The 25,896-nt window shown below is 66.8% G+C and carries 21 protein-coding genes; 17 read left to right on the forward strand and 4 right to left on the reverse strand.

Annotation, left to right across the window (positions count from 1 at the left end):
• The first annotated feature begins 173 nt into the window (after window positions 1–173).
• From FBY33_RS06715 to FBY33_RS06745, 7 genes are all read left to right on the forward strand, one after another.
• Window positions 174–1,730, forward strand: a complete 1,557-nt coding sequence (locus FBY33_RS06715; RefSeq protein WP_142029869.1) for an ABC transporter substrate-binding protein — start codon at window positions 174–176, stop codon at window positions 1,728–1,730.
• Between the two features lie 64 nt (window positions 1,731–1,794).
• A complete protein-coding gene (locus FBY33_RS06720; protein WP_142029871.1) occupies window positions 1,795–2,748 on the forward strand; it encodes an ABC transporter permease in 954 nt (317 codons plus the stop codon).
• Window positions 2,745–4,874: a dipeptide/oligopeptide/nickel ABC transporter permease/ATP-binding protein gene (locus tag FBY33_RS06725; RefSeq protein WP_142029873.1), complete on the forward strand. Its 2,130-nt coding sequence runs from the start codon at window positions 2,745–2,747 to the stop codon at window positions 4,872–4,874. Before FBY33_RS06720 ends, FBY33_RS06725 begins: the two co-directional genes overlap by 4 nt.
• Window positions 4,871–5,878: an oligopeptide/dipeptide ABC transporter ATP-binding protein gene (locus FBY33_RS06730; RefSeq protein WP_142029875.1), complete on the forward strand. Its 1,008-nt coding sequence runs from the start codon at window positions 4,871–4,873 to the stop codon at window positions 5,876–5,878. Before FBY33_RS06725 ends, FBY33_RS06730 begins: the two co-directional genes overlap by 4 nt.
• 54 nt (window positions 5,879–5,932) lie before the next feature.
• Complete coding sequence (locus FBY33_RS06735; RefSeq protein WP_142029877.1) at window positions 5,933–8,221, forward strand: family 78 glycoside hydrolase catalytic domain; 2,289 nt, start codon at window positions 5,933–5,935, stop codon at window positions 8,219–8,221.
• A gap of 92 nt (window positions 8,222–8,313) precedes the next feature.
• On the forward strand, window positions 8,314–8,889 hold the full coding sequence (locus FBY33_RS06740; protein ID WP_142029878.1) for a hemerythrin domain-containing protein: 576 nt from the start codon (window positions 8,314–8,316) through the stop codon (window positions 8,887–8,889).
• 72 nt (window positions 8,890–8,961) lie between these two features.
• Entirely contained in the window at window positions 8,962–9,426 is a 465-nt protein-coding gene (locus FBY33_RS06745; RefSeq protein WP_142029879.1) for a phage tail protein, read from the forward strand.
• Between the two features lie 67 nt (window positions 9,427–9,493).
• Here the strand turns inward: FBY33_RS06745 and FBY33_RS06750 are convergent, their stop codons facing one another.
• Window positions 9,494–10,324: an IclR family transcriptional regulator gene (locus tag FBY33_RS06750; protein ID WP_142029880.1), complete on the reverse strand. Its 831-nt coding sequence runs from the start codon at window positions 10,322–10,324 to the stop codon at window positions 9,494–9,496.
• 147 nt (window positions 10,325–10,471) lie between these two features.
• Here FBY33_RS06750 and FBY33_RS06755 point away from each other — a divergent pair, with 147 nt between their 5' ends.
• The 3 genes from FBY33_RS06755 to FBY33_RS06765 are packed head-to-tail and all read left to right on the forward strand — an operon-like array spanning window position 10,472 to window position 15,137.
• A complete protein-coding gene (locus FBY33_RS06755) occupies window positions 10,472–13,189 on the forward strand; it encodes an alpha-L-rhamnosidase (RefSeq protein ID WP_142029882.1) in 2,718 nt (905 codons plus the stop codon).
• Window positions 13,186–14,178, forward strand: coding sequence for an alpha/beta hydrolase (locus tag FBY33_RS06760; RefSeq protein ID WP_142029883.1), 993 nt, complete (start codon window positions 13,186–13,188; stop codon window positions 14,176–14,178). Before FBY33_RS06755 ends, FBY33_RS06760 begins: the two co-directional genes overlap by 4 nt.
• Complete coding sequence (locus FBY33_RS06765; protein ID WP_142029884.1) at window positions 14,175–15,137, forward strand: alpha/beta hydrolase; 963 nt, start codon at window positions 14,175–14,177, stop codon at window positions 15,135–15,137. Before FBY33_RS06760 ends, FBY33_RS06765 begins: the two co-directional genes overlap by 4 nt.
• 31 nt (window positions 15,138–15,168) lie before the next feature.
• Here the strand turns inward: FBY33_RS06765 and FBY33_RS06770 are convergent, their stop codons facing one another.
• Window positions 15,169–15,984: an SGNH/GDSL hydrolase family protein gene (locus FBY33_RS06770; RefSeq protein WP_142029885.1), complete on the reverse strand. Its 816-nt coding sequence runs from the start codon at window positions 15,982–15,984 to the stop codon at window positions 15,169–15,171.
• Between the two features lie 101 nt (window positions 15,985–16,085).
• On the reverse strand, window positions 16,086–16,880 hold the full coding sequence (locus FBY33_RS06775; protein ID WP_235010470.1) for a FadR/GntR family transcriptional regulator: 795 nt from the start codon (window positions 16,878–16,880) through the stop codon (window positions 16,086–16,088).
• A gap of 138 nt (window positions 16,881–17,018) precedes the next feature.
• Between FBY33_RS06775 and FBY33_RS06780 the strand changes: the two genes are divergently transcribed.
• The 7 genes from FBY33_RS06780 to manD all read left to right on the forward strand — a co-directional run bounded on the left by FBY33_RS06780 (window position 17,019) and on the right by manD (window position 24,407).
• Entirely contained in the window at window positions 17,019–18,317 is a 1,299-nt protein-coding gene (locus tag FBY33_RS06780) for an ABC transporter substrate-binding protein (RefSeq protein WP_142029886.1), read from the forward strand.
• Window positions 18,318–18,439: 122 nt separating this feature from the next.
• Complete coding sequence (locus FBY33_RS06785; RefSeq protein ID WP_235010471.1) at window positions 18,440–19,393, forward strand: carbohydrate ABC transporter permease; 954 nt, start codon at window positions 18,440–18,442, stop codon at window positions 19,391–19,393.
• Complete coding sequence (locus FBY33_RS06790; RefSeq protein WP_142029888.1) at window positions 19,390–20,265, forward strand: carbohydrate ABC transporter permease; 876 nt, start codon at window positions 19,390–19,392, stop codon at window positions 20,263–20,265. The genes FBY33_RS06785 and FBY33_RS06790 overlap by 4 nt, the downstream gene beginning before the upstream one ends.
• A 9-nt stretch (window positions 20,266–20,274) precedes the next feature.
• Complete coding sequence (gene dgoD / locus FBY33_RS06795; RefSeq protein WP_142029889.1) at window positions 20,275–21,423, forward strand: galactonate dehydratase; 1,149 nt, start codon at window positions 20,275–20,277, stop codon at window positions 21,421–21,423.
• Between the two features lie 5 nt (window positions 21,424–21,428).
• Window positions 21,429–22,112, forward strand: a complete 684-nt coding sequence (locus FBY33_RS06800; protein ID WP_235010472.1) for a bifunctional 4-hydroxy-2-oxoglutarate aldolase/2-dehydro-3-deoxy-phosphogluconate aldolase — start codon at window positions 21,429–21,431, stop codon at window positions 22,110–22,112.
• Window positions 22,109–23,128: a sugar kinase gene (locus tag FBY33_RS06805; RefSeq protein ID WP_235010473.1), complete on the forward strand. Its 1,020-nt coding sequence runs from the start codon at window positions 22,109–22,111 to the stop codon at window positions 23,126–23,128. The genes FBY33_RS06800 and FBY33_RS06805 overlap by 4 nt, the downstream gene beginning before the upstream one ends.
• A 49-nt stretch (window positions 23,129–23,177) precedes the next feature.
• Window positions 23,178–24,407 carry a D-mannonate dehydratase ManD gene (gene manD / locus FBY33_RS06810; protein ID WP_142029893.1) on the forward strand — a complete coding sequence of 410 codons (1,230 nt, stop codon included), beginning with the start codon at window positions 23,178–23,180 and terminating at the stop codon, window positions 24,405–24,407.
• Between the two features lie 114 nt (window positions 24,408–24,521).
• Here manD and FBY33_RS06815 read toward each other — a convergent pair whose 3' ends face one another.
• A complete protein-coding gene (locus tag FBY33_RS06815) occupies window positions 24,522–25,100 on the reverse strand; it encodes a recombinase family protein (RefSeq protein WP_142029894.1) in 579 nt (192 codons plus the stop codon).
• Window positions 25,101–25,896 lie beyond the last annotated feature (796 nt).

The following is a 25,896-nucleotide window of genomic DNA, read 5'->3' on the forward strand; positions in this document are numbered from 1 at the left end:
TGCCCTGCATCCATCCTGTCGGCCCGCGTGACCGCCGCCACAATACTTTTTCAATCAATGACATTGTCATGTTTGGTGCAGGCGGCCCCGGCCGATTCTTGAAGGGAGCCGGGCACTTCCGGCCCCAAAAAACTCTTCCGTTGCAGTCATAGAAGAATGCGAAGGCGCACCACATGAAACTTCTGACCACCACCGCACGCGGCAGCGCTGCCGTCCTGACTGGTGCCCTGCTGATGGGTTCCCTGGCCGCCTGCGGCGGCGGGTCCAGCCAGGCAGCCGCCAAGGCTGACACCAGCAGCCTGACTCTCGCCATCGACAGCGACTCGGCCTCCTTCGGCTTCGACCCGCTGCGCGTCTCTGCAGCGCAGCGCCAGTTCTTCGAGGGCCTCTACGACAGCCTGATGACGCTGCAGCCGGACGGCTCCGCCGGCCCCGGCCTGGCCAAGGTGTTCAGCTACAACGCTGACAACACCGTCCTGACGCTGACCCTGAAGGACGGCGTGGCATTCACGGACGGCTCCAAGCTCGACGCCGACCTGGTCAAGGCCAACCTGGACCGCCGGTCCGACCCCGCCCTGAGCGCCTACTCGGCCGTAGCCAAGGGCGGTGCGCAGGAGATCACGTCGGTGGACGTGGTCAGCCCCACCCAGGTGGCACTGACCTTCGCCAAGCCGCAGCCCGGCTTCGAGAAGAACCTGGCCTCCACCACGGGCATGATCGTGGGCAAGAACGGCGTCACCGACACTTCAACCTTGGCCGCCACGCCCGACGGCTCCGGACCCTACACCCTTGATCCCTCCACCGTGAAGGGCAACAAATACGTCCTGGTCAAGAACGACAAGAGCCCGGACGCTTCCAAGTACGCCTACAAGAAGGTGGTCTTCAGTGTTGTCCTGGACCCCCAGGCACGTGCCAATGCGCTGGTCTCCGGCCAGGCTGACGTCGCGATGCTGACGTCGAACACCGTTGACTTCGCCAAGTCCAAGGGCGTCGGTGTCTCCCGGATTGGCGGCACCGTCAACACCATGATCTCCTTCGACAAGATCGGCAAGACGGCCCCGGCCTTCGCGCAGGAAAAGGTCCGCCAGGCGATCCAGTACGCCATCAACCGCCAGGCCCTGGTGGACGCCCTGCACAAGGGTGACATCGCCGCCTGGAACGCCCTCCCCAAGGATTCGGCAGGCTTCACCAAGGACCTCGAAACGAAGTTCGCCTACAACCCGGAGAAAGCCAAGAGCCTGCTGGCCGAGGCCGGCTACCCCAACGGTTTTGATTTCACCATCCTCGCCGGGGCCCAGACCCAGACGGACCTGCAGGCAGTCCAGAAGGACCTCGCCGCCGTCGGCATCACCATGAACGTCAAGATGGCCGCCTCCACCGACGAAGCGTTCGCCGCCGTCGCCACTACGCCACTGGGCTACGCGCCGCTGAACTGGGACAACCCGGTTGGCGTGATGTACGGGGCCATCCTGAACGGCTTCACGAACGTCCAGAAGGCCACCGATGACCAGCTGAGCGCCGCCACCGGCGAGCTGGCCGCCGCCAAGGATGACGCCGCCGTCAAGGCAGCCGCCACCAAGCTGAACACCCGCCTGGTGGAGTCCGGCTGGATGATCCCGCTGTACGAGGCGCTGACCAACCAGGGCTACAACACCAAGAAGGTGGCCCAGGTGAAGTTCGCCGGCACCAACGCCTACCCGCTCCTGTCGTCCTACACCCCGGCCAGCTAACACCCGCACCGTCCCGGCGTGCCCTCCCAAACAGGGTGGGGGGCGCCGGGACGGTACCTGACCGATGGAGGTCACCATGGCACTATTCATCACTAAGCGCCTGTTCATGGCGCTGGCCACCGTGCTGGTGGTTGCGGTGCTGGCATTCCTGCTGGTGCACGCAATGCCGGGCAGCCCGGGGGCCGTCTCCCTCGGCGCCGGCGCCTCCCAGGAAGCCATCGACGAGGTCAACCAGCGGATGGGCTGGAACGATCCGCTGTTCACCCAATTCTTCACCTGGCTCGGTTCGGCCGTGCAGGGCGACCTGGGGATCTCGCTCATCGATGGCCGCTCTGTCAGCGCCGACCTCGCCAGCCGCCTGCCCGTCACTGCCTCGCTCGCTGCGGGGGCCACGGTTCTCAGCGCCATCCTGGGCATCGCCCTGGGCGTCACCGCCGCCGTTCGCGGCGGTCTCCTGGACCAGGTAATCGGCGGCTTCGTGGGCCTCCTCGTTGCACTGCCGGCGTTCTGGGTGGGCGTCATCTTCGTGTTCCTGTTTGCCGTCCAGTCCTCCGTCTTCCCGGCCACCGGCTATGTGCCGTTCGAGGTCTCGCCGCAGGACTGGGCCCTGTCCCTGGCACTGCCGGTCATCACCCTTGCGGTGGGCGGTGCGGCGTTCATTGCCCGCCAGACCCGGGCCTCCATGCTCGAAGCGCTGCAGCAGGAACACATCCGCACGCTGCGGGCCACGGCAACCCCCACCTGGAAGATCCTCTACGTCCACGCCCTGCGCTACGCCAGCCTGCCGATCGTGGCCGGCATCGCCCTGCAGTTCATTGGCCTGTTCGGCGGCTCCGTCATCGCGGAGCAGCTGTTCGCGATGCCCGGCCTGGGCCAGGCCGTCCAGACCTCCGTCAGCACCCATGATGCCCCCGCCGTCCAGGGCGTGGTGGTGATCGCCACCGTGGTGGTGGTTGCCGTCAACCTGGTGCTGGAGCTGGCCACCAAGTTCCTCGACCCGAAGTTGCGTGCCTCATGATCCCAACAGTTGCCCCGGCCCCCGCGGACGCGGACCAGGCAGGAAGTACGACGCCGGCAGGAACGCCCGCGCGCAACGCCGGCAGGGCAGCCATCACCAGGTTCTCCCGGCACCGGCTGCTGACCTCGCCGGGTGCCGTGGCCGGGCTTATCTGGCTCGCGGCCATTGTCATCGCATCACTGACCGCCCCGCTGTGGCTGCCGTTCAAGACCGAGGACCAGGACTTTACCGCGGTCCTTTCCGGCCCCACCGCTGCCCACTGGCTGGGGACCGACGAACTGGGCCGGGACATCCTCAGCCGCATCTTCGCCGCCGCCGCCGGCACCCTGGGGACGTCGATGCTCACGGTGATTGTCGGCGTCGGGCTCGGCACCGTCCTGGCCATGCTTGCCGCCGGTGCCGGGGAACGGACCGAAGCCGTGATCAGCAGGGTCACAGAAATCATGATGTCCCTGCCGGGAACGGTGATCATCCTGGCGGTCATCGACGCCGTGGGTACCAACATTCCGGTGGTCATGGCCATCCTGGGTATCCTGATGTCCGCCGGCATCTACCGCGTGATCCTGGGCCAGGCCAAATCCCTGCAGTCCCAGCTTTATGTTGATGCGGCAAAGGTTGACGGCGTCGGCCCGCTGCAGATCAGCCTCCGCCACGTCCTGCCCGGACTGGCCAACACCATCGTGGTCCAGGCCGCGCTCATCTTCGCAGTCGGCATGCTCATCCAGGCCGGCCTGGCGTTCATCGGGTTCGGGCCGCCCATCCCGCAGCCCAGCTGGGGCGGCATGATCCAGGGCGCCTCCCAGCACGTCTACGACGCCCCCTGGATGATGGTGCCCACCGGCGCCGTGTTGGCGCTGACGGTCCTGTCCGCCAACGCCATCGGCAACGCCCTGGGCAAGGCACCCAACGCCGCGGCCCCGCACCTGCCCTCCGCCGCCGCACGCCGGCAGCGCGCCAAAGCTGTTGCCGCCATCGCCGCCGCAGCGCCCGCTGCTGCCTCCCAGGACGGTACGCCCGGCGACACCGCTGCGAAGGGAACGCTCAGCGTCCGCAACCTCTCGGTCGGCGTCGACAGTTCAGGGACTGGCAACGGCGTCCGCCTGGTCACCGATGTCTCCTTCAACGTCCAGCCCGGCACCGTCCTGGGCCTGGTGGGGGAGTCCGGCTGCGGCAAGACCATGACCGCATTGTCCCTGTTGGGCCTGCTTCCCTCGGGCGTCAGCGTCACCGCCGGGCAGATCCTCTGGAACGGCAGGAACCTGGCTGCGGTGGCGGACAGGGACATGGAAGCTGTCCGCGGCCGCGAGATCGCCCTGATCAGCCAGGAACCCATGCGCGCCCTGGACCCGATGTTCACCGTGGGCTACCAGCTCACCGCCACCATCCGCCGGCTCCGCGGCCTGAATCGGGCCGAGGCGCGCAAGGAAGCGCACAGCCTGCTGGAAAAGGTAGGCATCGTGGACGCCGCCCGGATCCTGAAGACCTATCCGCACCAGATCAGCGGCGGCATGGCCCAGCGCGTGGCCATTGCCCTGGCGCTCTCCGGACAGCCCCGCCTGCTCGTCGCGGACGAACCCACCACCGCCCTGGACGTCACGGTCCAGGCCGAAATCCTGTCCCTGCTTCGGAACCTGGTGAAGGACACCGGCATGTCCGTGGTGATGGTCACCCACGACCTCGGCGTGGTGGCGGACATCTGCGACCAGGTGGCCGTGATGTACGCCGGCCAGGTGGTGGAGAACGGCAGCACCCAGGCCGTCCTGGACCACCCCCGCCACCCCTACACCCTGGCCCTCCTGGCGGCCGACCCGCACGCCAACCATGCAGACGACATGCCCGAGCGGCTTGCCACCATCAGCGGACAGGTGCCGCAGCCCAAGGACTGGCCCACCGGCTGCCGCTTCGCCGCCCGCTGCCAGTTCGCCGGCTCCGCCTGCGTGGAGCCCGTCCCGCTGCTGCGCTCCGGCACCGGCGACGGGCTGGTGCGGTGTGTCAAGGCGGACCAGCTGGCCGTCGAGGGCATGGACTGGCTGGCCACGGACGTGCCTGCCTCCCGCACCCTGCAGGTCAATCCCAAGCAGAACCTGCGCGCTCTGAACACCATCGTTGAAAAGGACCCGGCATGAGCACCGCAGTCACCGAACGCCGCGGTTCCACGCCGCCCTCCGCCACCACCCCCATCCTTGAGGTCAAGGACCTGGTGGTCCGTTATGGCCGGGGCCGGAAGGCAGCCGCCGCACCGGCCGCCGTCGACCTCGTCAGCTTCAGCATTGCCCCCGGTGAGACGGTGGGCCTGGTGGGGGAGTCCGGTTCCGGAAAGTCCACCATCGGCAAGGCGATCCTTGGCCTGCAGAAGGTCTCCGGCGGCACCATCACCTACCAGGGCAAGGACATCACCTCCGCCGGCGCGGCCCAGCGCCGCGCCCTGGGCGGGGAACTGCGGGCCGTCTTCCAGGACCCCAATTCCTCGCTGAACCCGCGGAACACGGTTGGCACGTCCCTGGCTGAGCCGCTGCGCCTCCGCGGGGTGTCCGCAGCGGAGGCGCGCACCAGGGCCGGGGACATGCTGGAACGCGTGGGGCTTCCGCGCGAGGCAGTGGACCGGTACCCCAGCCAGTTCTCCGGGGGCCAGCGCCAGCGCATTTCCGTGGCCCGCGCCCTGATCTGCGACCCCCAGCTGGTGGTCTGTGACGAGGCCGTCAGCGCCCTCGACCTGTCCACCCAGGCCCAGGTGCTCAATCTCCTGGCCGACCTCCGTGACGAGCGTGGCCTCAGCTACCTCTTCATCGCCCACGACATCGCCGTGGTCCAGTTCCTGGCCCAGCGCGTGGTGGTGCTCTACCGCGGCCAGGTCATGGAAAGCGGACCTGCCGCTGCGGTCACGGAAAACCCGAAGCACCCTTTCACCCAAGCCCTCGTGGCAGCATCCCCGGTGCCCCGGCCGGCGGAACAGGCGGAACGCCGCGAAGCCCGCGAATCGCTGGGCGTCCGCACCGGCGCTGCTGCAGTACCCGGGCCCGGCGGCTGCCCCTTCCGGCTCCGCTGCCCCCTGGCCACCGAACTGTGCGCCACGGAGCGGCCCGCCCTGCGGCGGGTTGGGGTTGCCGACGTCGCCTGCCACTACGCCTGACAAGCGGCCACCAACTGCCTTACCAGCCTTCCTACAGAACGGAACCCTCCTTCCATGACTTCCACCCCCTGGCTCGCCGCCATGATTTCGCCGGAGCAGGACTTCGACGGCGCCCCGCTGCTCCGGAAGGAGTTCACGCTTGAGGAGGGGCATGGCGGCGTTGTGAAGGCGACGCTCCGTGCCACCGCGTACGGTGTCTACGAGGCGTTCGTCAACGGATCCCGGGTGGGTGACGACGTGCTGAGCCCCGGCTGGAGCTCCTACGAGTGGCGGCTCCGCTACCGCAGCTACGACGTCACCGCCCTGGTGGGGCCTTCCACGGTGATCGGGGTGGAACTGGGCAACGGCTGGTACCGCGGACGGCTCGCCTGGCACGGCATGGCCAACCTGTACGGCAACGAGCTGGGGTTCTTTGGGCAGCTGGACATCGAGTTCGACGACGGGCACGTCCAGTCCGTCGCTTCCGATACCACCTGGCAAGCAGGTCCCTCGGCCACCACCTTCAACGACCTCTACGACGGCCAGACCATCGATGCCCGGCGCCGCCAGGAGGGCTGGGCGGAGCCCGGCTTTTCAGCCGACGCTGACTGGACGGGCGTCCGGGAGCTCGCGTTCGACGGCGGCCGCCTGGCTGAGCCCGTTGGCCCGCCCGTGGTGCGTGCCGGCGTCGTCCGTCCCGTGGAAATCTTCACCTCACCCTCCGGCAAGACGCTGGTGGACTTCGGCCAGAACCTGGTGGGCTGGCTGCGGTTCACCGTGCAGGGTGCGGCCGGCAGCACCATTACCGTGCGGCACGCCGAGGTCCTGGAAAACGGCGAGCTGGGCGTCCGTCCCCTGCGGTCGGCCAGGGCCGCGGACACGTTCATCCTCTCCGGCGGGGAAGATTTCTTTGAACCGACCAAGACGTTCCACGGCTTCCGCTACGCCGAAATCACCGGCTGGCCCGGGGAGCTCACGGAGGAGGACCTGGAAGCCGTGGTGGTCCATTCCGACCTGGAGCGCACCGGCACGTTCGAATGCTCCAATGACCTGGTGAACCAGCTGCACCGCAACATTGTGTGGGGGCTGCGGGGCAACTTCCTGGACCTGCCCACCGACTGCCCGCAGCGCGATGAGCGGCTCGGCTGGACCGGCGACATTGCCGTGTTCGCCCCCACTGCCGCCTACCTGTACGACGTCAAGGACTTCCTGCAGGACTGGCTGCTGGACCTTGCCGCGGAACAGGAGGCACAGGACGGCCTGGTGCCCATCACCGTTCCCGACGCCCTCAAGTACTGCCCCCAGCCGGCCGAATTCCCGGCGCCGGAGTCCTCCGCGCTATGGAGTGAGGCTTCGGTGTGGGTGCCGTGGGCGCTGTGGGAGGCCTACGGGGACCTGGGCGTGCTGCAGAACCAGTTCGACTCGATGGCCTCGCATACCCGCCGTGTGGAGGGGCTGCTTTCGTCCACCGGGCTGTGGGACTCAGGCTTCCAGTTCGGCGACTGGCTGGACCCGGACGCCGCGCCGGACCAGCCCTGGGCGGCCAAGGCGGACACCGGCGTAGTGGCCACGGCCTGCATGTACCGGACCGCACGGATCACCGCACAGGCTGCGGCCCTGCTGGGGAAGCACGACGACGAAGCCTACTTTGAGGTGCTCGCCGCCCGGGTGCGCGCTTCCTTTGCCGAGCACTACGTGGCAGCCGACGGCACTATTCACAGCGACTGCACCACCGTCTACGCCCTGGCCATCGCCTTCGACGTCCTGGCCACGCCGGAGCTGCGTGAGTTCGCCGGCAACCGCTTGGTGGACCTGGTCCGGGACAACGGCTACCGCGTGTCCACCGGGTTCGCCGGAACGCCGTTCATCACCCACGCGCTCACCGACACCGGGCACGTGGACGATGCCTACCGGCTGCTCCTGGAGGAAGGCTGCCCGTCCTGGCTGTACCCCGTGACCATGGGCGCCACCACCGTCTGGGAGCGGTGGGACTCGATGCTGCCGGACGGCACCATCAACCCGGGCGAGATGACCAGCTTCAACCACTATGCCCTGGGGGCTGTGGCGGACTGGATGCACAAGGCCATCGGCGGCATCCGGCCGCTGGCACCGGGCTACGCCAGGGTGCTCATCGCCCCGCAGCCAGGCGCTGGCATCGACTGGGCCAGGACCTCTTTGAAAACACCGCACGGTGAGGTCCGCGTGGAATGGAAGCACGACGGCGGCGCGTTCCGGCTCGAGGCAACTGTCCCTGACGGGGTGGCGGCCGACGTCGTCCTTCCGGACGGTGAGCGGCACGCAGTTGGGGGCGGCACGCACAGCTTCAGTGCTTCTGCCGCCGTGGCCATCCCGGCGGGGGCATAGGGGGTTTTACCTCTGGATCGCGCTGTTTGCCGCGTGGTAGTTTGACCGTCTTACGCCTTGAACAGCCGCCATCCCAGGAGGAGTGCCAGCTCATGAGTGATACCAATTCCGCCGGAAACGTGGACGTCGTGGACATCCTGACCATCGACCACCAGGACATGATCGCGCTGATCGGACAGATCAAGGGCACCTCGGATGAGACCCAGCGCAGGGACCTGGCGGACACGTTGATCGCGGAGGTCATGCGCCACGCCGTTGCCGAGGAAATGTACGTCTACCCGGCCATTGAAGACCATGTGCCCGACGGCCATGGCGAAGTGGAACATGACAAGAAGGAGCACCAGGAGATAGTCGAGCTGATGAAGCGGCTGGAGAAGGTGGAACCTGCGGAGACGGGCTTTATGGAGCTGGTCAACGAGCTTGAGGCACAGCTGAGCCACCACGCCAATGACGAGGAGTCCGAACAGTTCCCCAAGCTCCGCCTTCACATTCCCCGTGAGAAACTCGTCGACATCGGGGAAAAGGTGGAGAGGGCCAAGAAGCTGGCGCCCACCAGGCCGCACCCGAGTGCACCGCATTCGGAGCTGTTCCACAAGACCGTGGGGCCAGGCGTCGGCATGGTGGACCGGATCCTGGACAGACTCACCGGCAGGCACACGGACTCGTAGGCCGGGGGAAAATCTGCGGTTGCCGGCACGGGTCTGCGAGGATGGGCGAAAGACCCTTTCCCAGGAGGACTCATGCCGTACACCGTGGATTTCAAGAACGTGTCCACCGTTGGCCTGGAATCGTCACCGGTGGCGGAGGCGTTGGCCGGGCTGCGCGCCAACGAGGCGCGCTATTACAAGAACAAGTACGACCATGACTTCACCGTCACTCCGGCCGGAGACGCTCCGGACGTTGTGGAATACGTGAACAACATCCTGTCCACGGAGCGCCGCCTGGTAATTGCCTCCAAACCCCTTGAGGTGTCCTCCTTCGAAGTGGACGGGCTGCGGATGTCGTACGTGTTCTACGAGTCCGGGCTGTCCATCAACGTCATGTACGCCCTGGAGGACGGGGGCAAGCGGGCGGTCGGGTTCAAGCTCTCCGACGGCATGGACGTTCCGGAGGAGCTGGCGTCCAGCTTCAAATTCGCGCGGCAGAAATCCAAGCTGGCTGGCACCATCCGTGGCTCGTACTTTGTAATCAAGGGCGAGTACTGAGGGCTTGCTCCTGCTCCTCGATGGTCACGTTCAGCGCCGCCGTGCAGCCTGCCCGCCCCACCCCGCCCTACCCCTGGGAGTGGGTCCGCGCGTCAGCGCTGACGGCAGCCTGGTACCCCAGGTTCCGGGAGACGGCGCGGGCGGCCGCGCGGACTGCAGGGGCCAGCACGTTCGGGGGCGTGGAGCCGTCCGGAACCACGATGGACAGCGACGCCACCACGGAGCCCTGGGCATCGAAAATCGGGGACGCCACCGAGACGGTCCGGGAGGGGACGGTACGGCGGATCATGGCGATGCCGGTGCGCCGCACATCCGAGAGTGTCCTGCGCAGCTGGCCTTCCGGCATCTCGGGCACGCCCGGCTCGTTTTCCGGCGGCCGCTTCAGGATGGTTTCCTGGAAGTGCTGGTCCGCGCCGGCCAAAAGAACCAGGCCGATGGCCGTGGACCGCAGCGGCGCCCGTCCACCCACCCGGTACGCCACCTCGGTAGCGTCCTTCGCGGACAGCCGCTCGATCAACACGGCCTGCTCGTTGTCCCGCACCGCCAGCAGGACGTGGTGCCGGGTGACTTCGAAAAGGTCCTCCAGGTAGGGAAGCGCGATTTCCCGCACCCCATGCCCGCGCGGTGACAGCGACGCCACCTCCCACAGCCGGACCCCCACCACGTACCGGCCGTCGTCGAGCCGTTCCAGGGCACCCCAGGCCACCAGCCTAGCGATCAGCCGCAGCGCCGTGGGCGCCGGCATGTCCGCATAGCGCGCCAATTCGGACAGGGTCAGTGCACGGCGCCGGTCGGAAAAAACCGCCAGCAGGCTCAGCGCCCGGTCAATGACCGGTTCGCCCTGTTTGGGCCGTTTTCCGCGGGCCGGCGGGGTGTCCGTTTCCGGAGTGACAGTCATGGCTGGAGTTCCTAGCGCCGTTGATAGCTGCAATGGCAGTGAGCTGAACCACAATACTATTCCAACCATTGAAAGAACCCTGTGGAGGGGAAGTGACGGCGAACGAAGCTGGAACTCCCAGCAACCGCACTCCAGGAGTCCCGCCGCATGACCGCCCCCACCCGGCTTCGGGCCGAGCACCTGTCCGAGGCAATGGGACTGACCATCACCGTGCCGCGCCTCAGCTGGACGCCGCCCGCCGGGACCACCGGCCAGACGGCCTACCTCATCACCGCGGGCAACGGCTGGGACACCGGCAGGGTCGAGTCGGGTGCCTGCAGCGGCATCCCGTACAGCGGTCCGGCGCTCCGCTCGAGGGACCGGTTCGAGTGGCGCGTCCGCACCTGGAACACCGACGAACACGGCACCGAAACAACCAGCGATTGGTCCGAAACCATGCCCGTGGAGCTGGGCCTGCTGCATGCGGCGGACTGGACAGCGCAGTGGATCGGCCCTGAGGAACCAGAAGTTCCTGCGCCGGGGGAGCGGCCCGGGTACGCCCTCACCAAGACCGTCACGCTCCCGGCCGCCCCGCACAACGCCCGCGCCTACGCCACGGCCCACGGCATTTACGAGCTCTTCATCAACGGCCACCGCTTGGGCGACCAGCAGCTCACCCCCGGCTCCACCAGCCACAACACCACGCTCCAGGTCCAGGCCCACGACGTCACCACGCTGCTCCGCGAAGGCAGCAACACCATCCGCGCCGTGCTCACCGACGGCTGGTACCGCGGCGCCTTCGGGTACACGCGCGACGCCGACATGTACGGAACGCACACAGCCCTCCTGGTGCAGCTCGAGCTTGAGTCCGCTGCCGGCAGGCAGGTCATCGGCACCGACAGCTCGTGGCTGGTGTCCGCCACGGAGGTCCTCAGCGCCGACCTGATGGCCGGCCAGCGCGTCGATTTCAGGAAGGCCGACGACGGCGGCCCGCCCCACCCGGGCGCCGGCGGCACTGGTGCCCGCGCACCAAAGCTGCGTCCCGCCGTCGTCCGTCCCGGCAGCTTCGACGCACTGGCCGGACCCCTCGCGCCGCCCACCCGGGTGACGCAGGAGCTTGCCCCGGTGTCCATCACGCGGCTGGCCAACGGCAGCCAGGTGGTGGACTTCGGCCGGAACATCCACGGCTGGGTCCGGCTCACCAGGCTCGGGCTGCCGGGCGAGACCGTCACCCTGGAATACGGCGAATCGCTCGGCGACGACGGCGACGTCACCCGGGACCACCTGCGCCCCCTCGATTTCCGGACGCCCGGTGCCTTCCGTGACGCGGGCCAGGTGGACACCGTCATCTCCTCCGGGGCCGAGGGCGAAGTCTTTGAACCCCGGCACACCTCCCACGGATTCCAGTTCGTCTCCATCCAGGGCCTGCGGGAGGACCTGCAGCCGGCGGACATCACCGGCTGCCTGGTCCGGACCGACCTGGAGCGAATCGGTACCTTCAGCTGCAGCGATGAACGGCTGAACAGGCTCCACAACATCGTGGAACGGAGCTTCCTGGGTAACTCCTGCGAAGTCCCCACCGACTGCCCGCAGCGCGAAAAGGCCGGCTGGACCGGTGACTGGCAACTGTTCGTCCCCACCGCCGCCTACCTCTACGACGTCACCGGCTTTTCCCGGAAGTGGCTGCGCGACGTGCGTGCCGACCAGTGGGACAACGGAACAATCACCAACATCTCGCCGTCGCCCGGGCCTGCTGTCACCTCAACTGAGTTCATGGGCTTCACCAACGGGTCCGCCGGCTGGGGCGACGCGATCGTGATGGTGCCGTGGGAGGTTTACCTCGCTTCCGGTGACGCCGCGATCCTCGCCGAGAACTGGGAGGCCATGCAGCGCTGGCTGCGCTTTGTCCGCACCAGCGCCGAAACACAGCGGCATGCCGCCCGGGCCCACGCACGCACTGCCCCCGCACCCCACGAGCAGTACCTCTGGGACACCGGCTTTCACTTTGGCGAATGGATGGAACCGGGCGGGCCGGAACCTGACCTCTTCGCCGCCCGCAGCGCCGACCACGGAATCGTGGCCACCGCCTACTACCGGCACACCACGGACCTGATGGCACGCATCGCCCGTGTCCTGGGCCTGTCCGCAGAGGCCGCGGAGCTGGCAGAGCTTTCACGCCGGATCCGGGACGCGTGGGAGACGGAATACCTTGATGCCTTCGGCCGCGTCACCCATGCCACCCAGGCCAACTGCGTCCGTGCCCTGGCGTTCGGCCTCGTCAGCCCCGGGCACCGGCCCACCGTCACCGCGCAGCTGGCAGACCTGATCCGCGACGCCGGCACTCACCTCGGCACCGGGTTCCTGGCCACGCCCTACCTGCTCCCGGTCCTGGCCGACAACGGAGAACTGAACCTCGCCTACGAACTCCTGATGCAGGACTCCGAACCGTCATGGCTCACCATGGTGGACCGGGGCGCCACCACCATGTGGGAGCTGTGGAACGGCATCGATGCCAACGGCATTGCGCACCAGTCGCTCAACCACTACAGCAAGGGCGCCGTGGTCTCCTTCCTGCACCGCTACACGGCGGGACTGCGGCAGGCTCCCGGCAGCGCCGGCTGGGAGCGCATCATCATCGAACCGCGCCCCGGCGCCGGCCTGACGTCCGCGTCCACAAGGCACCAGGGTCCGCTCGGCCTGACCGGGGTGGAGTGGGGGACGGACGACGGCGTGCTGACGCTCAGGGCCACCATCCCCTCCGGCACCACCGCGGAGGTAAGGCTGCCCGGCGAACCGGCCGCCGTCGTCGGGCCCGGACACCATACTTTCCTTGCCGCAACCGGCCGGGACACCGCACAACCTGAACTGATGAGGAGCACACTATGACAGTGGACAACGCTACCGACGTAATGGACCCGTCGCGCCCTGAAATTTCCCGGCCCGGAGACAGGGAGGTTCCGCCGTTCCCCGTCTTCGATGCGCCGGAGGCCCCTGAGCACGCCTCGGACGTCTCATCGGTTTACCGTGAGGTCACGTACGCCAGGGCCATCGGGTTCCGGCCGCTGAAGATGGACATCTGGCTGCCCCGCAACGCTGCCGCTCCCACGCCGCTGGTCCTCTGGGTGCACGGCGGAGCGTTCCAGCTGGGGGACCGCCGGGAGCTGCCGCCCACCTTCGCGCCCGAATCAGTGTTCCGGCTGCTCAACGAGGCCGGTATTGCCTGCGCCACGGCGGACTACCGGCACTCGCTGGAAGCCCCGTTCCCGGCACAGCTCCACGACCTCAAGGCCGCGGTCCGCTACCTCCGGGAATTCGCCGGCCACCTCAACATCGATCCGGACCGGTTTGGCGCCTGGGGCGAATCCGCCGGCGGCCACCTGGCGGCGCTCCTGGGCCTCACCGGCAGCCGCGGCGACCTGGAAGGCGGACTCGGTGCGCAGGGGCACCCAAGCAGCGTCAGCGCCGTCGTCGACTTCTACGGCGTGTCCTCCCTCGTGGACATTCCCCCCATCAGCACCCCCGACGGGCTCTTCCCCCCGGCGCTGACGGCCGCTGTCCCGCCCGGAAGGTCATTGCAGCCGGAGAACATGCTGGTGGGCGGCTCGGATGATCCCGAACTGCTGGCCGCGGCCAGTCCCGTCAGCTACGTGACCGCTGACGCCGCACCGTTCCTCCTGGTCCACGGCGATTCGGATGGCCTGGTCCCGCACTCGCAGACCGACCTCCTGGCCGCCGCGCTCGCCAAGGCCAACGTGGAACATGAGGTGGTGACCATCAAGGGCGGCGACCACTGCTTCTTCGGCGCCGAGGACCAGCTGGACACCATCCTGGCCGCCGCCGTCGACTACTTCTCACGGAAGCTGGGAACACCATGACATCCCGGACAGAATCAGCCGCGGAGTCCGCCGGACTCTCCCGGAACGCCCAGGGGGAGACCGCCGCCGGTTTCGCTGAATACCTGGCCAGTCCGGAAGGCCCGCAGTTCCTGAACCCGGACGCCGTCCGCTCGCCGGGCCCGGATGTCCCCATCCGCGCCGTGACCGCCGACGGGCGGCACGGGCCAGTGGGCATCCGGATCTACGGCGAACCGGCGGGCACGGACAGCCCTGCCCTGGTGTGGCTGCACGGGGGCGGATTCGTCAGCGGCAGCGTGGATATTCCGGAGTCGGATTACCTGGCACGGGTGCTCGCCAGCCGGGGCACACCGGTGCTGTCCGTGGACTACCGGCTGGCCCGCGACGGCGTGTCCTTCCCCATCCCGCACGACGACGCGTTGGCCGGGTGGTTCTGGGCCCGGACGAACGCCGAATCCCTGGGACTGGACCCGGACCTGCTCTGCCTGGGCGGCGCCGGTGCCGGCGGCAACCTGGCCGTGGGCGCCGCGCTCTACCTGGTAGACGCCGGGAAGCCGCCGCCCGCAAAGCTCCTGCTGGCCTACCCCTTCCTGCACGCGGAACTTCCGCCGCCCGCCGGGGGACTGGATCCTGAGGTCATGGCCGGGCTGCCCAGGCACCTGCGGTTCACGGTGGAGGACTGCATCCGCACGGCGGAGAACTACGTGGGCGGCCCGGTCAGCATGGCATCGTCCTACGCGATGCCCGGCTACGCCGACCCTGCCGGGCTTCCGCCCACGGCTCTCCTGGCATGCGAGTACGACGACGCCCGCGGCTCAACCGAGCTGTTTGCCTCCGCTTTGGAGCGGGCAGGGGTTCCGGTGTCCTATTTCCTAGCGGAAGGCGGGGTGCACGGCCATCTGAACCACACGGCCGGTCTGCCCGAAGGTCGGCCTGCGCTGGATTTCCTGGCGGCGGAACTGTCAGGGGCGCGGCCGTAGCTTCATATCGACCAGCTTCCAGAGGCTCCTATCAGCCCCAGTAGGACGCGCCCCACGTGATGGCGGCGAGGTTCGCCTGTCCTTGAAGGCTGGGGTGGAAGTAGTCCAGGACGCTGACGTCGCTGGTGGAGAACTTGTAGCTGTTCACCGCCCCCTGGTCCCAACGGCAAATCTGGGCGTACTCCTGCTCGCACACCTGCGCGAGTATGCCATTGAAGGTGTCCTCCTGGGCAGCTACCTTATCCCGCTCCGTATCACTGTTGGTGCTGGACAGCATCGACTGGCAGATGTGCGCATTGGACCACACCCACTGGGCTGCCGGGTTGGTGTGCAACACCTCCCACAGTTGCTTGATGTTCGGGATGCTGGCCATGAAAACGCGCGGCTTGGGACTCATCTTGTTCAACGTTGCCAGCGTTTGTTTTATGGAGGCCTCGAAACTGTCCTTGTCGGTCATAGTCGATGCAGAGGACGTGCACAGGTCGTTGGCACCTACCAGAATGGTGACGTATTCAGCTCTCTGCGCCACAGCCAAGGCCGCCTGGTTCGGCATGTCGCTCGCCTTCGCGCCGCTCTTGGAGTCATTGAAATTATGTCCGCTGATGGCTGGCTTCAGCGGGAGCAGCCGTTCGTAGTGGCTTTGGATTGGGTCCCACGACGCAGACCCCGTCGACCAGGATTGGGCGGGATGGTCGCCGTACCAGCAGCAGACGTCCGCGGCCCGGGAAATGGAGTCGCCCAACGCCGCCATGCTCTTGGGATAGGTGGCCGCAGCCGCGGGTTGTGCAGCCGCGATGGCGAAGAAGAACAGGAATGGCAGAAGCAGGAACTTTGCAATCTTGCGCATCGAAACCTCCCAGGACAGACCCGCACATCTGTGGGCGGGATTCCACGAAAAGATCTATGTCCAAAAGGTACACCCGGATGCGGGAGAAAGCTCCCGGCTTTTCAGCGTGCTGCGGCTGCCGCGCCGCCGGCTGCGGTGTCACTGCCGCCGGCCGCCGGGCTGCCATCTGCGCCCTGATGGCTGCTGGACCAGATGTCGCCCATCTCCTCGGTGGACTGTTCCACGATCCGGCTCATGGCGGCGTGCGCGGCGGCGGCCTGGCCGCGCTGGATGGCGCTGGCCACGTCCACGTGCAACTGCAGCGCCTCATGGTCCGGAAGGTGGGGCATCAGGCCGTGCTGGGTCCGGCCCGCCAGCACCTCCGCCACGAGTTTGTGAAGCTGCGAAAACATGAGGTTGCCGGAGGCGTTGAGGACCGCGGCATGGAACTCGATGTCCAGGCGCAGGAAATCGTCCTGGTCCCCCCGCTGCCCGGCGGCCCACAGCCGGGCGGCCATGGAAACCAGGTCGCTGGCCTGGTCCAGCGAGGCGCGCTCGGCGGCAAGCCGGGCGGCCTGCGGTTCAATGGCCCCGCGCAGTTCGTTCAGTGCCCGCAGCTGTTCCAGCCGCTTGGCCGATGCCAGCCGCCACCGGATCACCTGGGGGTCATAGAGGTTCCAGCTGGCCTCCGGCTGGATCACCGTGCCCAGGCGCCGGCGTGATTCCAGCATGCCCATGGAGGACAGGACGCGGGTAGCCTCGCGGATCACGGAGCGGGACACCTTGTGCTGTGCCTCCAGCTCATCGAGCCGCAGGATTGAATTTGGTGCCAGGGTTCCCTCGGCAATGGCGAGCCCCAGGTTCTCGACCAGCGATGAGTGCAGGTCAGGGGACAACGCCGCCTTTGGGATGGTCATGAATAAATCATATGGGGGGATGGCAAGGTCTTGTATATGTCTGCCTTATTTGTTTATGCTCACTAAACACAACAGACGTAACGAGGCGTCTGTCACCCGCCCGCGAAGCTGCGGGCCCAAAAGGCAAAGGGAGTCGTAATGAAGCGGCGTTCAATTGTGAAGTACGCGGCAGTTGCCGCGGCAATGTCGCTGGGGCTGACCGCCTGCAGCGGCGGCGGAGGCGGCAGCGACCAGGCGAAGGAGTCGGGGACCGTCCGCGTCACCCTGGCAAACCACGTCTGGACCGAGGGCATCAAGGCCGCCATTCCGGAGTTCGAGAAGTCCAGCGGGCTCAAGGTGGAGCTGACCCAGCTCGGCGAGGACCAGCTCTCGGACCAGTACAACGTCAAGCTCAACGCAGGCAGCGACGAGATCGACGTCATGATGTACCGCCCTCTGCAGGAAGGCAAGGCATTCGCCAAGAACGGCTACCTGGCGGACCTGACCAAGAACGTCTCGTCGGATTCGGGCTGGGACTGGAAGGACTACCAGGAGGGCCCGGTCAAGGCCACCACCGTTGAGGGCAAGGTGGTTGGTGTTCCAATCATCACCGAACGTGAAGTCCTCTACTACCGCAAGGACCTGCTGCAGGCCGCGGGGCTCCAGGTTCCCAAGACCATGGAAGAACTGGAAGCGGCAGCCAAGGCCATCAAGGCTTCCTCCCCTGACACCGCTGGTTTCGTGGCCCGCACCGGCAAGTCCACGGCAGTGACCCAGTTCTCCAGCTTCCTGTACAGCTTCGGCGGCGACTTCATGGACTCCAGCGGCAAGGCCTCCGTCAACACCGATGCCGCCAAGAAGGCCTACGCCTACTACGGCGGTCTGATCCGCAACTACGGTCCCGCCAACGTCAGCACGGACATGAGCTGGCCGGAGGCAATGGCCATCTTCACCCAGGGCGGTGCTGCCTTCTACACCGAGGCCGATTCGCTCTACAAGAACGCCACGGACCCCGCCAAGTCGAAGGTGGCGGACAAGGTTGGGTTCGCTGCGCTGCCCGCCGGTCCCGCCGGTTCCAAGCCGTACAACATTCCCTCGTGGGCCCTGGGCGTAAACCAGAACTCCAGCAACACGGACAACGCCTGGAAGTTCATCCAGTGGGCAACCAGCAAGGAACGCACCCTGGCAGCCCAGAAGGCAGGCGTCCCGGGTCCGCGCACGTCCGTCTGGTCCAACCCTGAGGGCACCTCCACCTACCCGAAGGACCTCGCCGAGGCCATCTCCGCCAGCGCCAAGAACGGTGTGGGCCACGACCGGCCCGAGGTTGTCACCGTGGGCAAGGCACGCGAAATCGTGGGTGCCCCCATCGTGGCCTCCATTACCGGCGCGGACGCCGCTGCTGCAGCCAATGACGCCCAGACTGCTTTCCAGACGTTCCTGGACAGCGAAAAGAAGTAGGACGCCGGGCACCCACCGTGCCCGAACATCCGCGCCGGGACGGCCCGAAAGTCGTCCCGGCGCGGCCCACTTCACCGGCACGCTTCGCCGGTCCACTTCACCCCCAACTCTTTAGGTGAACCATGTCTGTTTTGAACCCTCCCCGCAGCACCGGCACCCGCCGGCCCAGTGGGCCCGTCGGTGCCGGGGGGCACTTCTCCGCCTGGGCCAACCGGCACCGCAAATGGCTCTTCGCCGCCCCGGCAATGATCTTCGTCGGCGTCCTGATCGTCTTTCCGCTGGCCTGGACGGTGTACCTCAGCCTCACCGACTCCCAGGGCTCCGTCCGGGCCGCCACGGATTTCATCGGGCTGCAGAACTACATCACGGTCCTCAGCGACACCGAACGTTTCTGGCCCGCTGTAGGCCGCACCCTGGCCTTCACCGGCGTCGCGCTGGCCTTCGAAGTGGTGCTGGGTATGTGCGTGGCCCTGCTTCTGTGGCGGCCCTTCCGCGGTGAAAAGTGGGTACGCGTGGCCATCCTGCTGCCGCTGGTGGCCACCCCCGTGGCGGTCGGCATGATGTGGCGGCTGATCTTCGATCCCAACATCGGCTTCGCCAACCAGCTCCTGGGCATGGTGGGGATCCCGCCCCAGCCGTGGCTGTCCGGGCAGGACACCGCCCTGGGCACCACCATCTTCATGGACGTGTGGCAGTGGACCCCCATGGTGGTCCTGATCCTCCTGGCCGGCCTGACCTCGCTCTCCGATGAACCGGACGAGGCCGCCCGTGTGGACGGCGCCAACGCCTTCCAGCGGTTCTTCTTCATCACCCTGCCGCTCATGATGCCCACCGTGATCGTGGCCATCCTGCTGCGCGGCATCGATGCCCTGAAAACCTTCGACATCCTCTACGCCACCAAGGGCAAGGGCGGCGGCTCGTTCCACGAAGTGGAGACGCTGAACGTCTACGCCTACGGACTGAGCTTCGACTACAACCAGTACGGGCTCTCCTCGGCGGTGCTGATCCTGTTCTTCATGATCATCATCGGCACCATGTGGCTGCTCACCATGCGCAAGAAAGCGGTAGGCAAATGACCGTCGTGACTGATTCCACCACTGCCGCCGCCCAGCGGACGCGGCGCCGCCGCAAGCCCCTGGCCACCCGCGCCTACAAGGTCTTCCGGGTTGTTGCCCTCATCCTCGTGGTGCTGTTCCTGCTCGCGCCGCTGTTCTGGATGCTCCTGGCGTCGCTGAAGACCAACGTGGACATTTACGACACCGGCAAGGCCCTACTGTTCTCGCCCACCTTCGAGAACTATGCCAATGTGCTGCAGCGCAACAACTACTTCGTGTTCATCTTCAACAGCTTCTGGGTGGCCTTCGTCTCCACCGCGCTGTCCATCGTCCTGGGCGTCCCGGCCGCCTACGCCATGAGCCGGTTCACCATGCACCGCTCCGCGCTGGTGGTCCTGATGGCCCGCGTCATTCCGGGCGTCTCGCTCCTGGTGCCCTGGTACTACGTCTTCTCCAACCTGCGCATGGTGGGAAAGTTCGAAGTGCTGATCCTCAGCCACATGTTCGTGGCCCTCCCGCTGATCGTGTACATCATGATGAGCTACTTCGACTCGCTGCCACTGGAACTGGAGGAATCGGCCGAGGTGGACGGGCTCACCCCCATCGGCGCGTTCCGCCGGATCACACTGCCCCTGTCCGTGGCCGGCATCGCCACGGCAGGCATTCTGTCCTTCATCTTCTCCTGGAACAACTTCATGTTCGCCCTGGTGCTCTCGGGCTCCAAGACCAAGACCCTGCCGGTGGCCATCTTCGACTTCGTCTCCTACGCCAGCATCGACTGGGGCGGACTGATGGCCGCTGCCACCGTTGTCACCATCCCCATCATGATCATTGCGCTCTTCACGCAGAAGTACATCGTCTCCGGCCTGACCGCCGGCGCCACCAAGGGTTAGGACCGCCGCGTGACCGTCATCAGCCGGATCGAAACATTCCTTGTTCCACCCCGCTGGCTCTTTGTCCGGATCGAGACCGAAAGCGGAATCGTGGGGTGGGGCGAGGCAACCTGCGAGGGCCGCAGCGAAACGGTGCGCGCCGCCGTCGGGCAACTCTCGGAACTGCTCATCGGACGGGACGCCCTCCGGATCGAAGACCACTGGCAGGTCATGACCAAGGGCTCCTTCTACCGGGGCGGACCCATCCTGGCCAGTGCCGTGTCCGGCCTTGACCAGGCCCTCTGGGACATCGCGGGCAAGCACTTCAACACCCCCGTGCACCAGCTCCTGGGCGGCCACGTCCGCGACCGGATCCGGATGTACGGCTGGGTGGGCGGCGACGAGCCGAACGAGGTGGCGGACCAGATCAGCGCCCAGCTGGAGGTGGGCCTCACCGCGGTCAAAATGAATGCCAGCGGGCGGATGAGCCCGGTCGCCTCGGTGGCGGAGATCGACGGCGTCATCCGCCGTGTCGCCGCAGCCCGGCAGGTCCTGGGCGACCATCGGGATGTCGCCGTCGACTTCCACGGCCGCTTCAGCCTGGCCAATGCCAGGCGCGTGGCCCCGTTGCTGGAACCGTTCCGGCCCTTCTTCCTCGAAGAACCCGTGGTACCGGAGAACACCCACCTGCTCCGCGAATTTACCGCCTCCACCACCACCCCGGTGTCCACGGGGGAGCGGCTGTACAACCGGCAGGAGTTCCTGCCGGCACTGCAGGCAGGCATTGCTGTAGCGCAGCCCGACCTCTCCCATGCCGGCGGCATCACCGAGGTCCGGAAAATTGCCGCCCTGGCCGAAGTCTATGAAGTCCAGCTGGCGCCGCACTGCCCGCTGGGGCCCCTGGCGCTGGCCGCGTGCCTCCAGGTGGGCTTCGCGACGCCCAACTTCCTCATCCAGGAACAAAGCATTGGCATCCACTACAACCAGGGCGCCGAAGTCCTTGACTACGTGGTGGACAAAACTCCCTTCAAGTTCGTTGACGGCCATATCGAGCGGCTCACCGGGCCCGGGCTGGGCGTCGAAATCGACGAGGCCGTGGTCCGGGCCGCGGACAAACGCGGGCATGCCTGGCGCGGCCCGGTGTGGCGCCACCCCGACGGATCCTTCGCAGAATGGTGAACCCCATGAATTCCGAAAATTCAGCCCTTACTTCCGCCTCCCTGTTGGCGGGCATCCGGCAGGCGCGGCTTGTCGGCATCGTCCGCGGGAACGACGGCGGTGCTGCCGCCAAGGCTGCGCTGGCGGCGATGGAGGAAGGCTTCCGTTACGTGGAGATCGCGCTCACCACGCCCAACGCGCTGGAGGCCATCCGCGAAGTCCGCGCGGCTGCCCCGGATGGCTGCTTCGTGGGCGCCGGCACCGTGCTGAGCCAGGCCGACGTCGAACAGGTCACCGCTGCGGGAAGCCAGTTCATCGTCACTCCTTCCCTGGCCCCCTCCATCAGTGAGGCGGCCAGCGCCGGCATCCCGGTCCTGGCCGGGGCGCTGACGCCCAGCGAGGCGTACGAAGCGATGGAACGCGGCGCCACTGCCGTCAAACTCTTCCCGGCATCCATCGGCGGGCCCGGCTACCTGAAGGCCGTCCGCGACCCCTTCCCGGACATCCCCTTCATCGCCGTGGGCGGCGTGGGCCTCAGCGAAGCCACCGGTTACTGGGAGGCCGGCGCCATCGCCGTTGGCCTGGGCGGTCCGCTGTTCGGCACGGCAGCCTCCGGCGGAGACCTCGCCGAAATGCGGGACCGTGCCCGCAGTTTCCGTGGCCTCGCTGCCGAGTTCGCAGCCCGTGAGGGAAACGGGACCCGGGCGTGACGGCTGGTGCCGCAACCGGTGCGGCCGGGCCCAGGCCGGGCCCGCAACCGGTGGGCCTGCTGACTTTCGGCGAGGCCATGGTCTCGCTCCGGTCCGCCGGCCCGCTGGCGAACGGGGGCGCCCTGAACATGCAGGTGGCCGGGGCGGAATCGAACGTTGCCATTGGCGTCGCACGGCTTGGCCACACGGCTGCCTGGGCCGGGACCGTGGGTGCGGACCCCCACGGCGAGTTCATCGTGAAGCAACTGCGGGGCGAGGGCGTGCAGCTGCACCACAGCGTGCATCCGGAGCGGAGCACCGGGGTGATGTTCCTGGAACAGCGCACCGCCGACCTCAGCAGGGCCTTCTACTACCGGGCCGGATCGGCGGGATCCACCATCTCGCGCAGCCAGCTTGCCGTTGCCCTGGATGGCGGCGCCTGGATCCTGCACCTGACCGGCATCACCCCGGCGCTCAGTGCCGAAGCGCGGGATGCGGTGGAGTACGCGGCGGAGCGGGCTGCGGCCGAAGGAGTGGCAGTCTCTTTGGATGTGAACTACCGCAGCAAGCTCTGGTCCCGGGACCAGGCAAGGGCCGTGCTTGGGCCGCTGGCGCGGCACGCCACCATCGTCATCGCGTCCGACGACGAGCTTAACCTGGTTGCCCCGCCCCGGGAGGGGAGCAGGCCGGCAGCGCCCATGGCAGCTGAGTCCCGTGCGGCCGCTTGCCTGTTGGAGCTGGGGGTCCGGGAAGTGGTGGTGAAGCGTGGTGCGGCCGGTGCGGCCGTCCACACAGCTGAAGGCCTTCTCGAAGCACAGGCCATCGCCGTGACCTCAGTGGACACCGTGGGGGCCGGGGACGCCTTCACCGCCGGCTACCTTTCGGCCCTGCTCGACGGCGAGGACGTCCCCGCACGCCTGCACCGCGGCATCCTGGCCGGCGCCTTCGCCGTCAGCACCCGCGGCGACTGGGAGGGCCTGCCCCGCCGCGAGGAACTTGCACTGCTCGACGCAGCCCGGGGCAGCACCCAGCGCTGACACCTTTGTCCCACCCACCAAAAACTTCCCACCTACCCGAAAGCCAGCCATGAAGATCGTTGCCGCCGATGTGTTTGTGACCAGTCCGTCCCGGAACTTCGTGACCCTCCGGATCACTACGGAGGATGGCGTGACCGGTATCGGGGACGCCACGCTGAATGGCCGTGAGCTTGCTGTTGCCGCGTACCTGAAGGAGCATGTGGCGCAGTTGCTGATTGGCAAGGACCCGCACCGGATCGAGGATACGTGGCAGTTCCTGTACCGGAGTGCGTATTGGCGGCGGGGTCCGGTGACGATGGCGGCGATCGCTGCGGTGGACATGGCGTTGTGGGATATCAAGGGCAAGCTTGCCGGGATGCCGGTGTACCAGTTGCTGGGCGGTGCGTCGCGGAACGGGTTGCGGGCGTACGGGCACGCGTCCGGGGCTGATATTCCGTCGTTGTTTGATTCGGTGCGGGAGCACCTGGAGCTGGGGTACAAGTCGATCCGGATCCAGACGGCGGTCCCCGGGATCAAGGCCGTGTACGGGGTGGCGGCGCAGGCGCAGGCCTCGGGGGAGCGGTACGACTATGAGCCTGCCGGGCGTGGTGCGTTCCCGCTGGAAGAGGACTGGGACACCCGGGCGTACCTGCGCCACCTGCCCACCGTGTTTGAAGCGGTGCGGAATGAGTTTGGGCCGGAGATCCCGTTGCTGCATGACGGGCATCACCGGATGACACCGATCCAGGCCGCGAAGCTGGGCAAGGCGCTGGAGCCATATGACCTGTTCTGGCTTGAGGACTGCACGCCGGCCGAGAACCAGGAGGGGTTGCGCCTGGTCCGGCAGCACACCACCACGCCGTTGGCGATCGGGGAGATCTTCAACACCGTGTACGACTTCCAGACGTTGATCAAGGAACAGTTGATCGATTACGTCCGGGCGGCCTCCACGCACTTCGGCGGGATCAGTCCGTTGAAGAAGGTGATGGATTTCGCCGCGCAGTACCAGATCAAGTCCGGCTTCCACGGGCCGACGGACATTTCCCCGGTGGGCTTCGCCGCCCAGCTGCATGTGGGGTTGGCGATCCATAACTACGGCATCCAGGAATACATGCAGCACTCGGATAAGACCAATGAGGTCTTCGAGCAGTCCATGACGTTCACCGACGGGTACCTGCACCCGGGCGACAAGCCGGGCATCGGCGTCGAATTCAACGAAGAAGCCGCAGCCGCTTATCCCTACCAGCAGGCCTACCTGCCCTACAACCGCCTCGTCGACGGCACCGTCCACGACTGGTAAGCCCAAACGGGCTGATGCATCGGTCGTCAAGATGCAAGTGCACCCGTTACCGCGGATAACTCAGCACTCGGTGACGTTTGGCATTTGATGGCAGGCTTTTTACGGCGCTATTTGTCACCTCGGCGGTGTTGGCGTTGCTCTTTGGATGGCACGATAGACCGTAGAGCGAGCGATGCCGAATATTTCGGCAATCTCAGTCGTGGTGTACGTCCCGCCCTGGTGAAGGCTAACGAGGTGCGCTTCCTGGGCCTTCGAGAGCTTTGGCTGTTTCCCTCGGAGCCGGCCCTTGGCTTTTGCCACTGCCATTCCCTCCCGCGTCCTGGCGCGGATAAGATCTGCTTCGAACTCGGCAATTATGCCCAGGACATTAAATAGCAGCTTCCCTATTGGATCGTTAGGGTCGTAGATGCTGCCGCCAAGGTTGAGCGCAACCCCTTTGCGGGTAAGCTCGTCCGCAATATCCCTGGCGTCGGGCAGCGACCGAGCCAGGCGATCAAGCTTGGTCACTACAAGGGTGTCACCGTTGCGGCAGGCGGCGAGCGCTTTGCCAAGGCCGGGCCGTTCGCGTTGGGTACCGCTAAATCCGTGATCGACGTAGATGAAGTCTGGATCCACGCCGGCGGCCGTGAGAGCGTCGCGCTGGGCGGTCAGGTCCTGGGTGTTGGTGGAGACGCGGGCGTAGCCGACAAGCATGACGCTGAGTTTAGCGTTTAGGGCGCCATGACCGGGAAGACTGAATGTAAGCCGGTGGAGGACCGGCTTACGGGCACGACCCCGCGAAGGAATCTTAACGGTGCACACTCTCGCCCTCCCCGCAGACAGCGCAGGCGTATCCTGTGGACATGGCCACGGGGGCAGGCAAGAGCGATAACAGATACGAGTGGCAATCATGGCCACCAGATTCCCTGGAGGGAATGCCGCCCAAGCGGAGGCGTTTGGCCGGCTGGGCAATTTTTTGGTTCATTATCCTGGGATCACTGCTGGGATCACTGCTGGGATCGGCCCTTGAGGCGTTCGGCGTTCCGGAACCGTGGCGCTCCGCGCTTCTAGCCGCCGTTTTGGCTGCCGTGTTCGTTCCCTTAATCAGGGCGGCAGCTTCGGAGGCCCGACAGCTCCGCGCCGAAGGTATTGAACTGCCTTCCTATCCGGTTACACGCAAGTCACTGATCTCCGTGGGCGTCCTCACTGGTGTTCTTTGGATTGCCTTTGCCGTAGTTGCATTAAGCGGGCGGCCCGTCTTCCCGCTAGTGCCGATTGCCTGCACCGCATGGTTGGTCTTCCAAGTCCGGCGGTGGAGAAAGCCGTCAGCCGACGAAACCCCGACTGCGCGTACCTACCCGCCTGACTCGCCGAGCTGACCACCACGGGCGGCCGGTGAAGGATCCCCTTACGAACAGCAGACCATCGCATAAGCCGACTCGATGTGTCTCGAAACCTCAGTGCCTCAAATCCCAAGGGATACGAGATAGAGGGGCTAGACCTGGGCCTC

It is taken from the genome of Arthrobacter sp. SLBN-112 (assembly GCF_006715225.1).
Lineage (GTDB): Bacteria > Actinomycetota > Actinomycetes > Actinomycetales > Micrococcaceae > Arthrobacter.

Excerpts from the sequence above, each read along its gene's own strand:
- FBY33_RS06715 (WP_142029869.1), top strand. The coding sequence starts at position 174 with ATGAAACTTCTGACCACCACCGCACGCGGCAGCGCTGCCGTCCTGACT.
- FBY33_RS06720 (WP_142029871.1), top strand. The coding sequence starts at position 1,795 with ATGGAGGTCACCATGGCACTATTCATCACTAAGCGCCTGTTCATGGCG.
- FBY33_RS06725 (WP_142029873.1), top strand. The coding sequence starts at position 2,745 with ATGATCCCAACAGTTGCCCCGGCCCCCGCGGACGCGGACCAGGCAGGA.
- FBY33_RS06730 (WP_142029875.1), top strand. The coding sequence starts at position 4,871 with ATGAGCACCGCAGTCACCGAACGCCGCGGTTCCACGCCGCCCTCCGCC.
- FBY33_RS06735 (WP_142029877.1), top strand. The coding sequence starts at position 5,933 with ATGACTTCCACCCCCTGGCTCGCCGCCATGATTTCGCCGGAGCAGGAC.
- FBY33_RS06740 (WP_142029878.1), top strand. The coding sequence starts at position 8,314 with ATGAGTGATACCAATTCCGCCGGAAACGTGGACGTCGTGGACATCCTG.
- FBY33_RS06745 (WP_142029879.1), top strand. The coding sequence starts at position 8,962 with ATGCCGTACACCGTGGATTTCAAGAACGTGTCCACCGTTGGCCTGGAA.
- FBY33_RS06750 (WP_142029880.1), bottom strand. The coding sequence starts at position 10,324 with ATGACTGTCACTCCGGAAACGGACACCCCGCCGGCCCGCGGAAAACGG.
- FBY33_RS06755 (WP_142029882.1), top strand. The coding sequence starts at position 10,472 with ATGACCGCCCCCACCCGGCTTCGGGCCGAGCACCTGTCCGAGGCAATG.
- FBY33_RS06760 (WP_142029883.1), top strand. The coding sequence starts at position 13,186 with ATGACAGTGGACAACGCTACCGACGTAATGGACCCGTCGCGCCCTGAA.
- FBY33_RS06765 (WP_142029884.1), top strand. The coding sequence starts at position 14,175 with ATGACATCCCGGACAGAATCAGCCGCGGAGTCCGCCGGACTCTCCCGG.
- FBY33_RS06770 (WP_142029885.1), bottom strand. The coding sequence starts at position 15,984 with ATGCGCAAGATTGCAAAGTTCCTGCTTCTGCCATTCCTGTTCTTCTTC.
- FBY33_RS06775 (WP_235010470.1), bottom strand. The coding sequence starts at position 16,880 with ATGACCATCCCAAAGGCGGCGTTGTCCCCTGACCTGCACTCATCGCTG.
- FBY33_RS06780 (WP_142029886.1), top strand. The coding sequence starts at position 17,019 with ATGAAGCGGCGTTCAATTGTGAAGTACGCGGCAGTTGCCGCGGCAATG.
- FBY33_RS06785 (WP_235010471.1), top strand. The coding sequence starts at position 18,440 with ATGTCTGTTTTGAACCCTCCCCGCAGCACCGGCACCCGCCGGCCCAGT.
- FBY33_RS06790 (WP_142029888.1), top strand. The coding sequence starts at position 19,390 with ATGACCGTCGTGACTGATTCCACCACTGCCGCCGCCCAGCGGACGCGG.
- FBY33_RS06800 (WP_235010472.1), top strand. The coding sequence starts at position 21,429 with ATGAATTCCGAAAATTCAGCCCTTACTTCCGCCTCCCTGTTGGCGGGC.
- manD (WP_142029893.1), top strand. The coding sequence starts at position 23,178 with ATGAAGATCGTTGCCGCCGATGTGTTTGTGACCAGTCCGTCCCGGAAC.
- FBY33_RS06815 (WP_142029894.1), bottom strand. The coding sequence starts at position 25,100 with ATGCTTGTCGGCTACGCCCGCGTCTCCACCAACACCCAGGACCTGACC.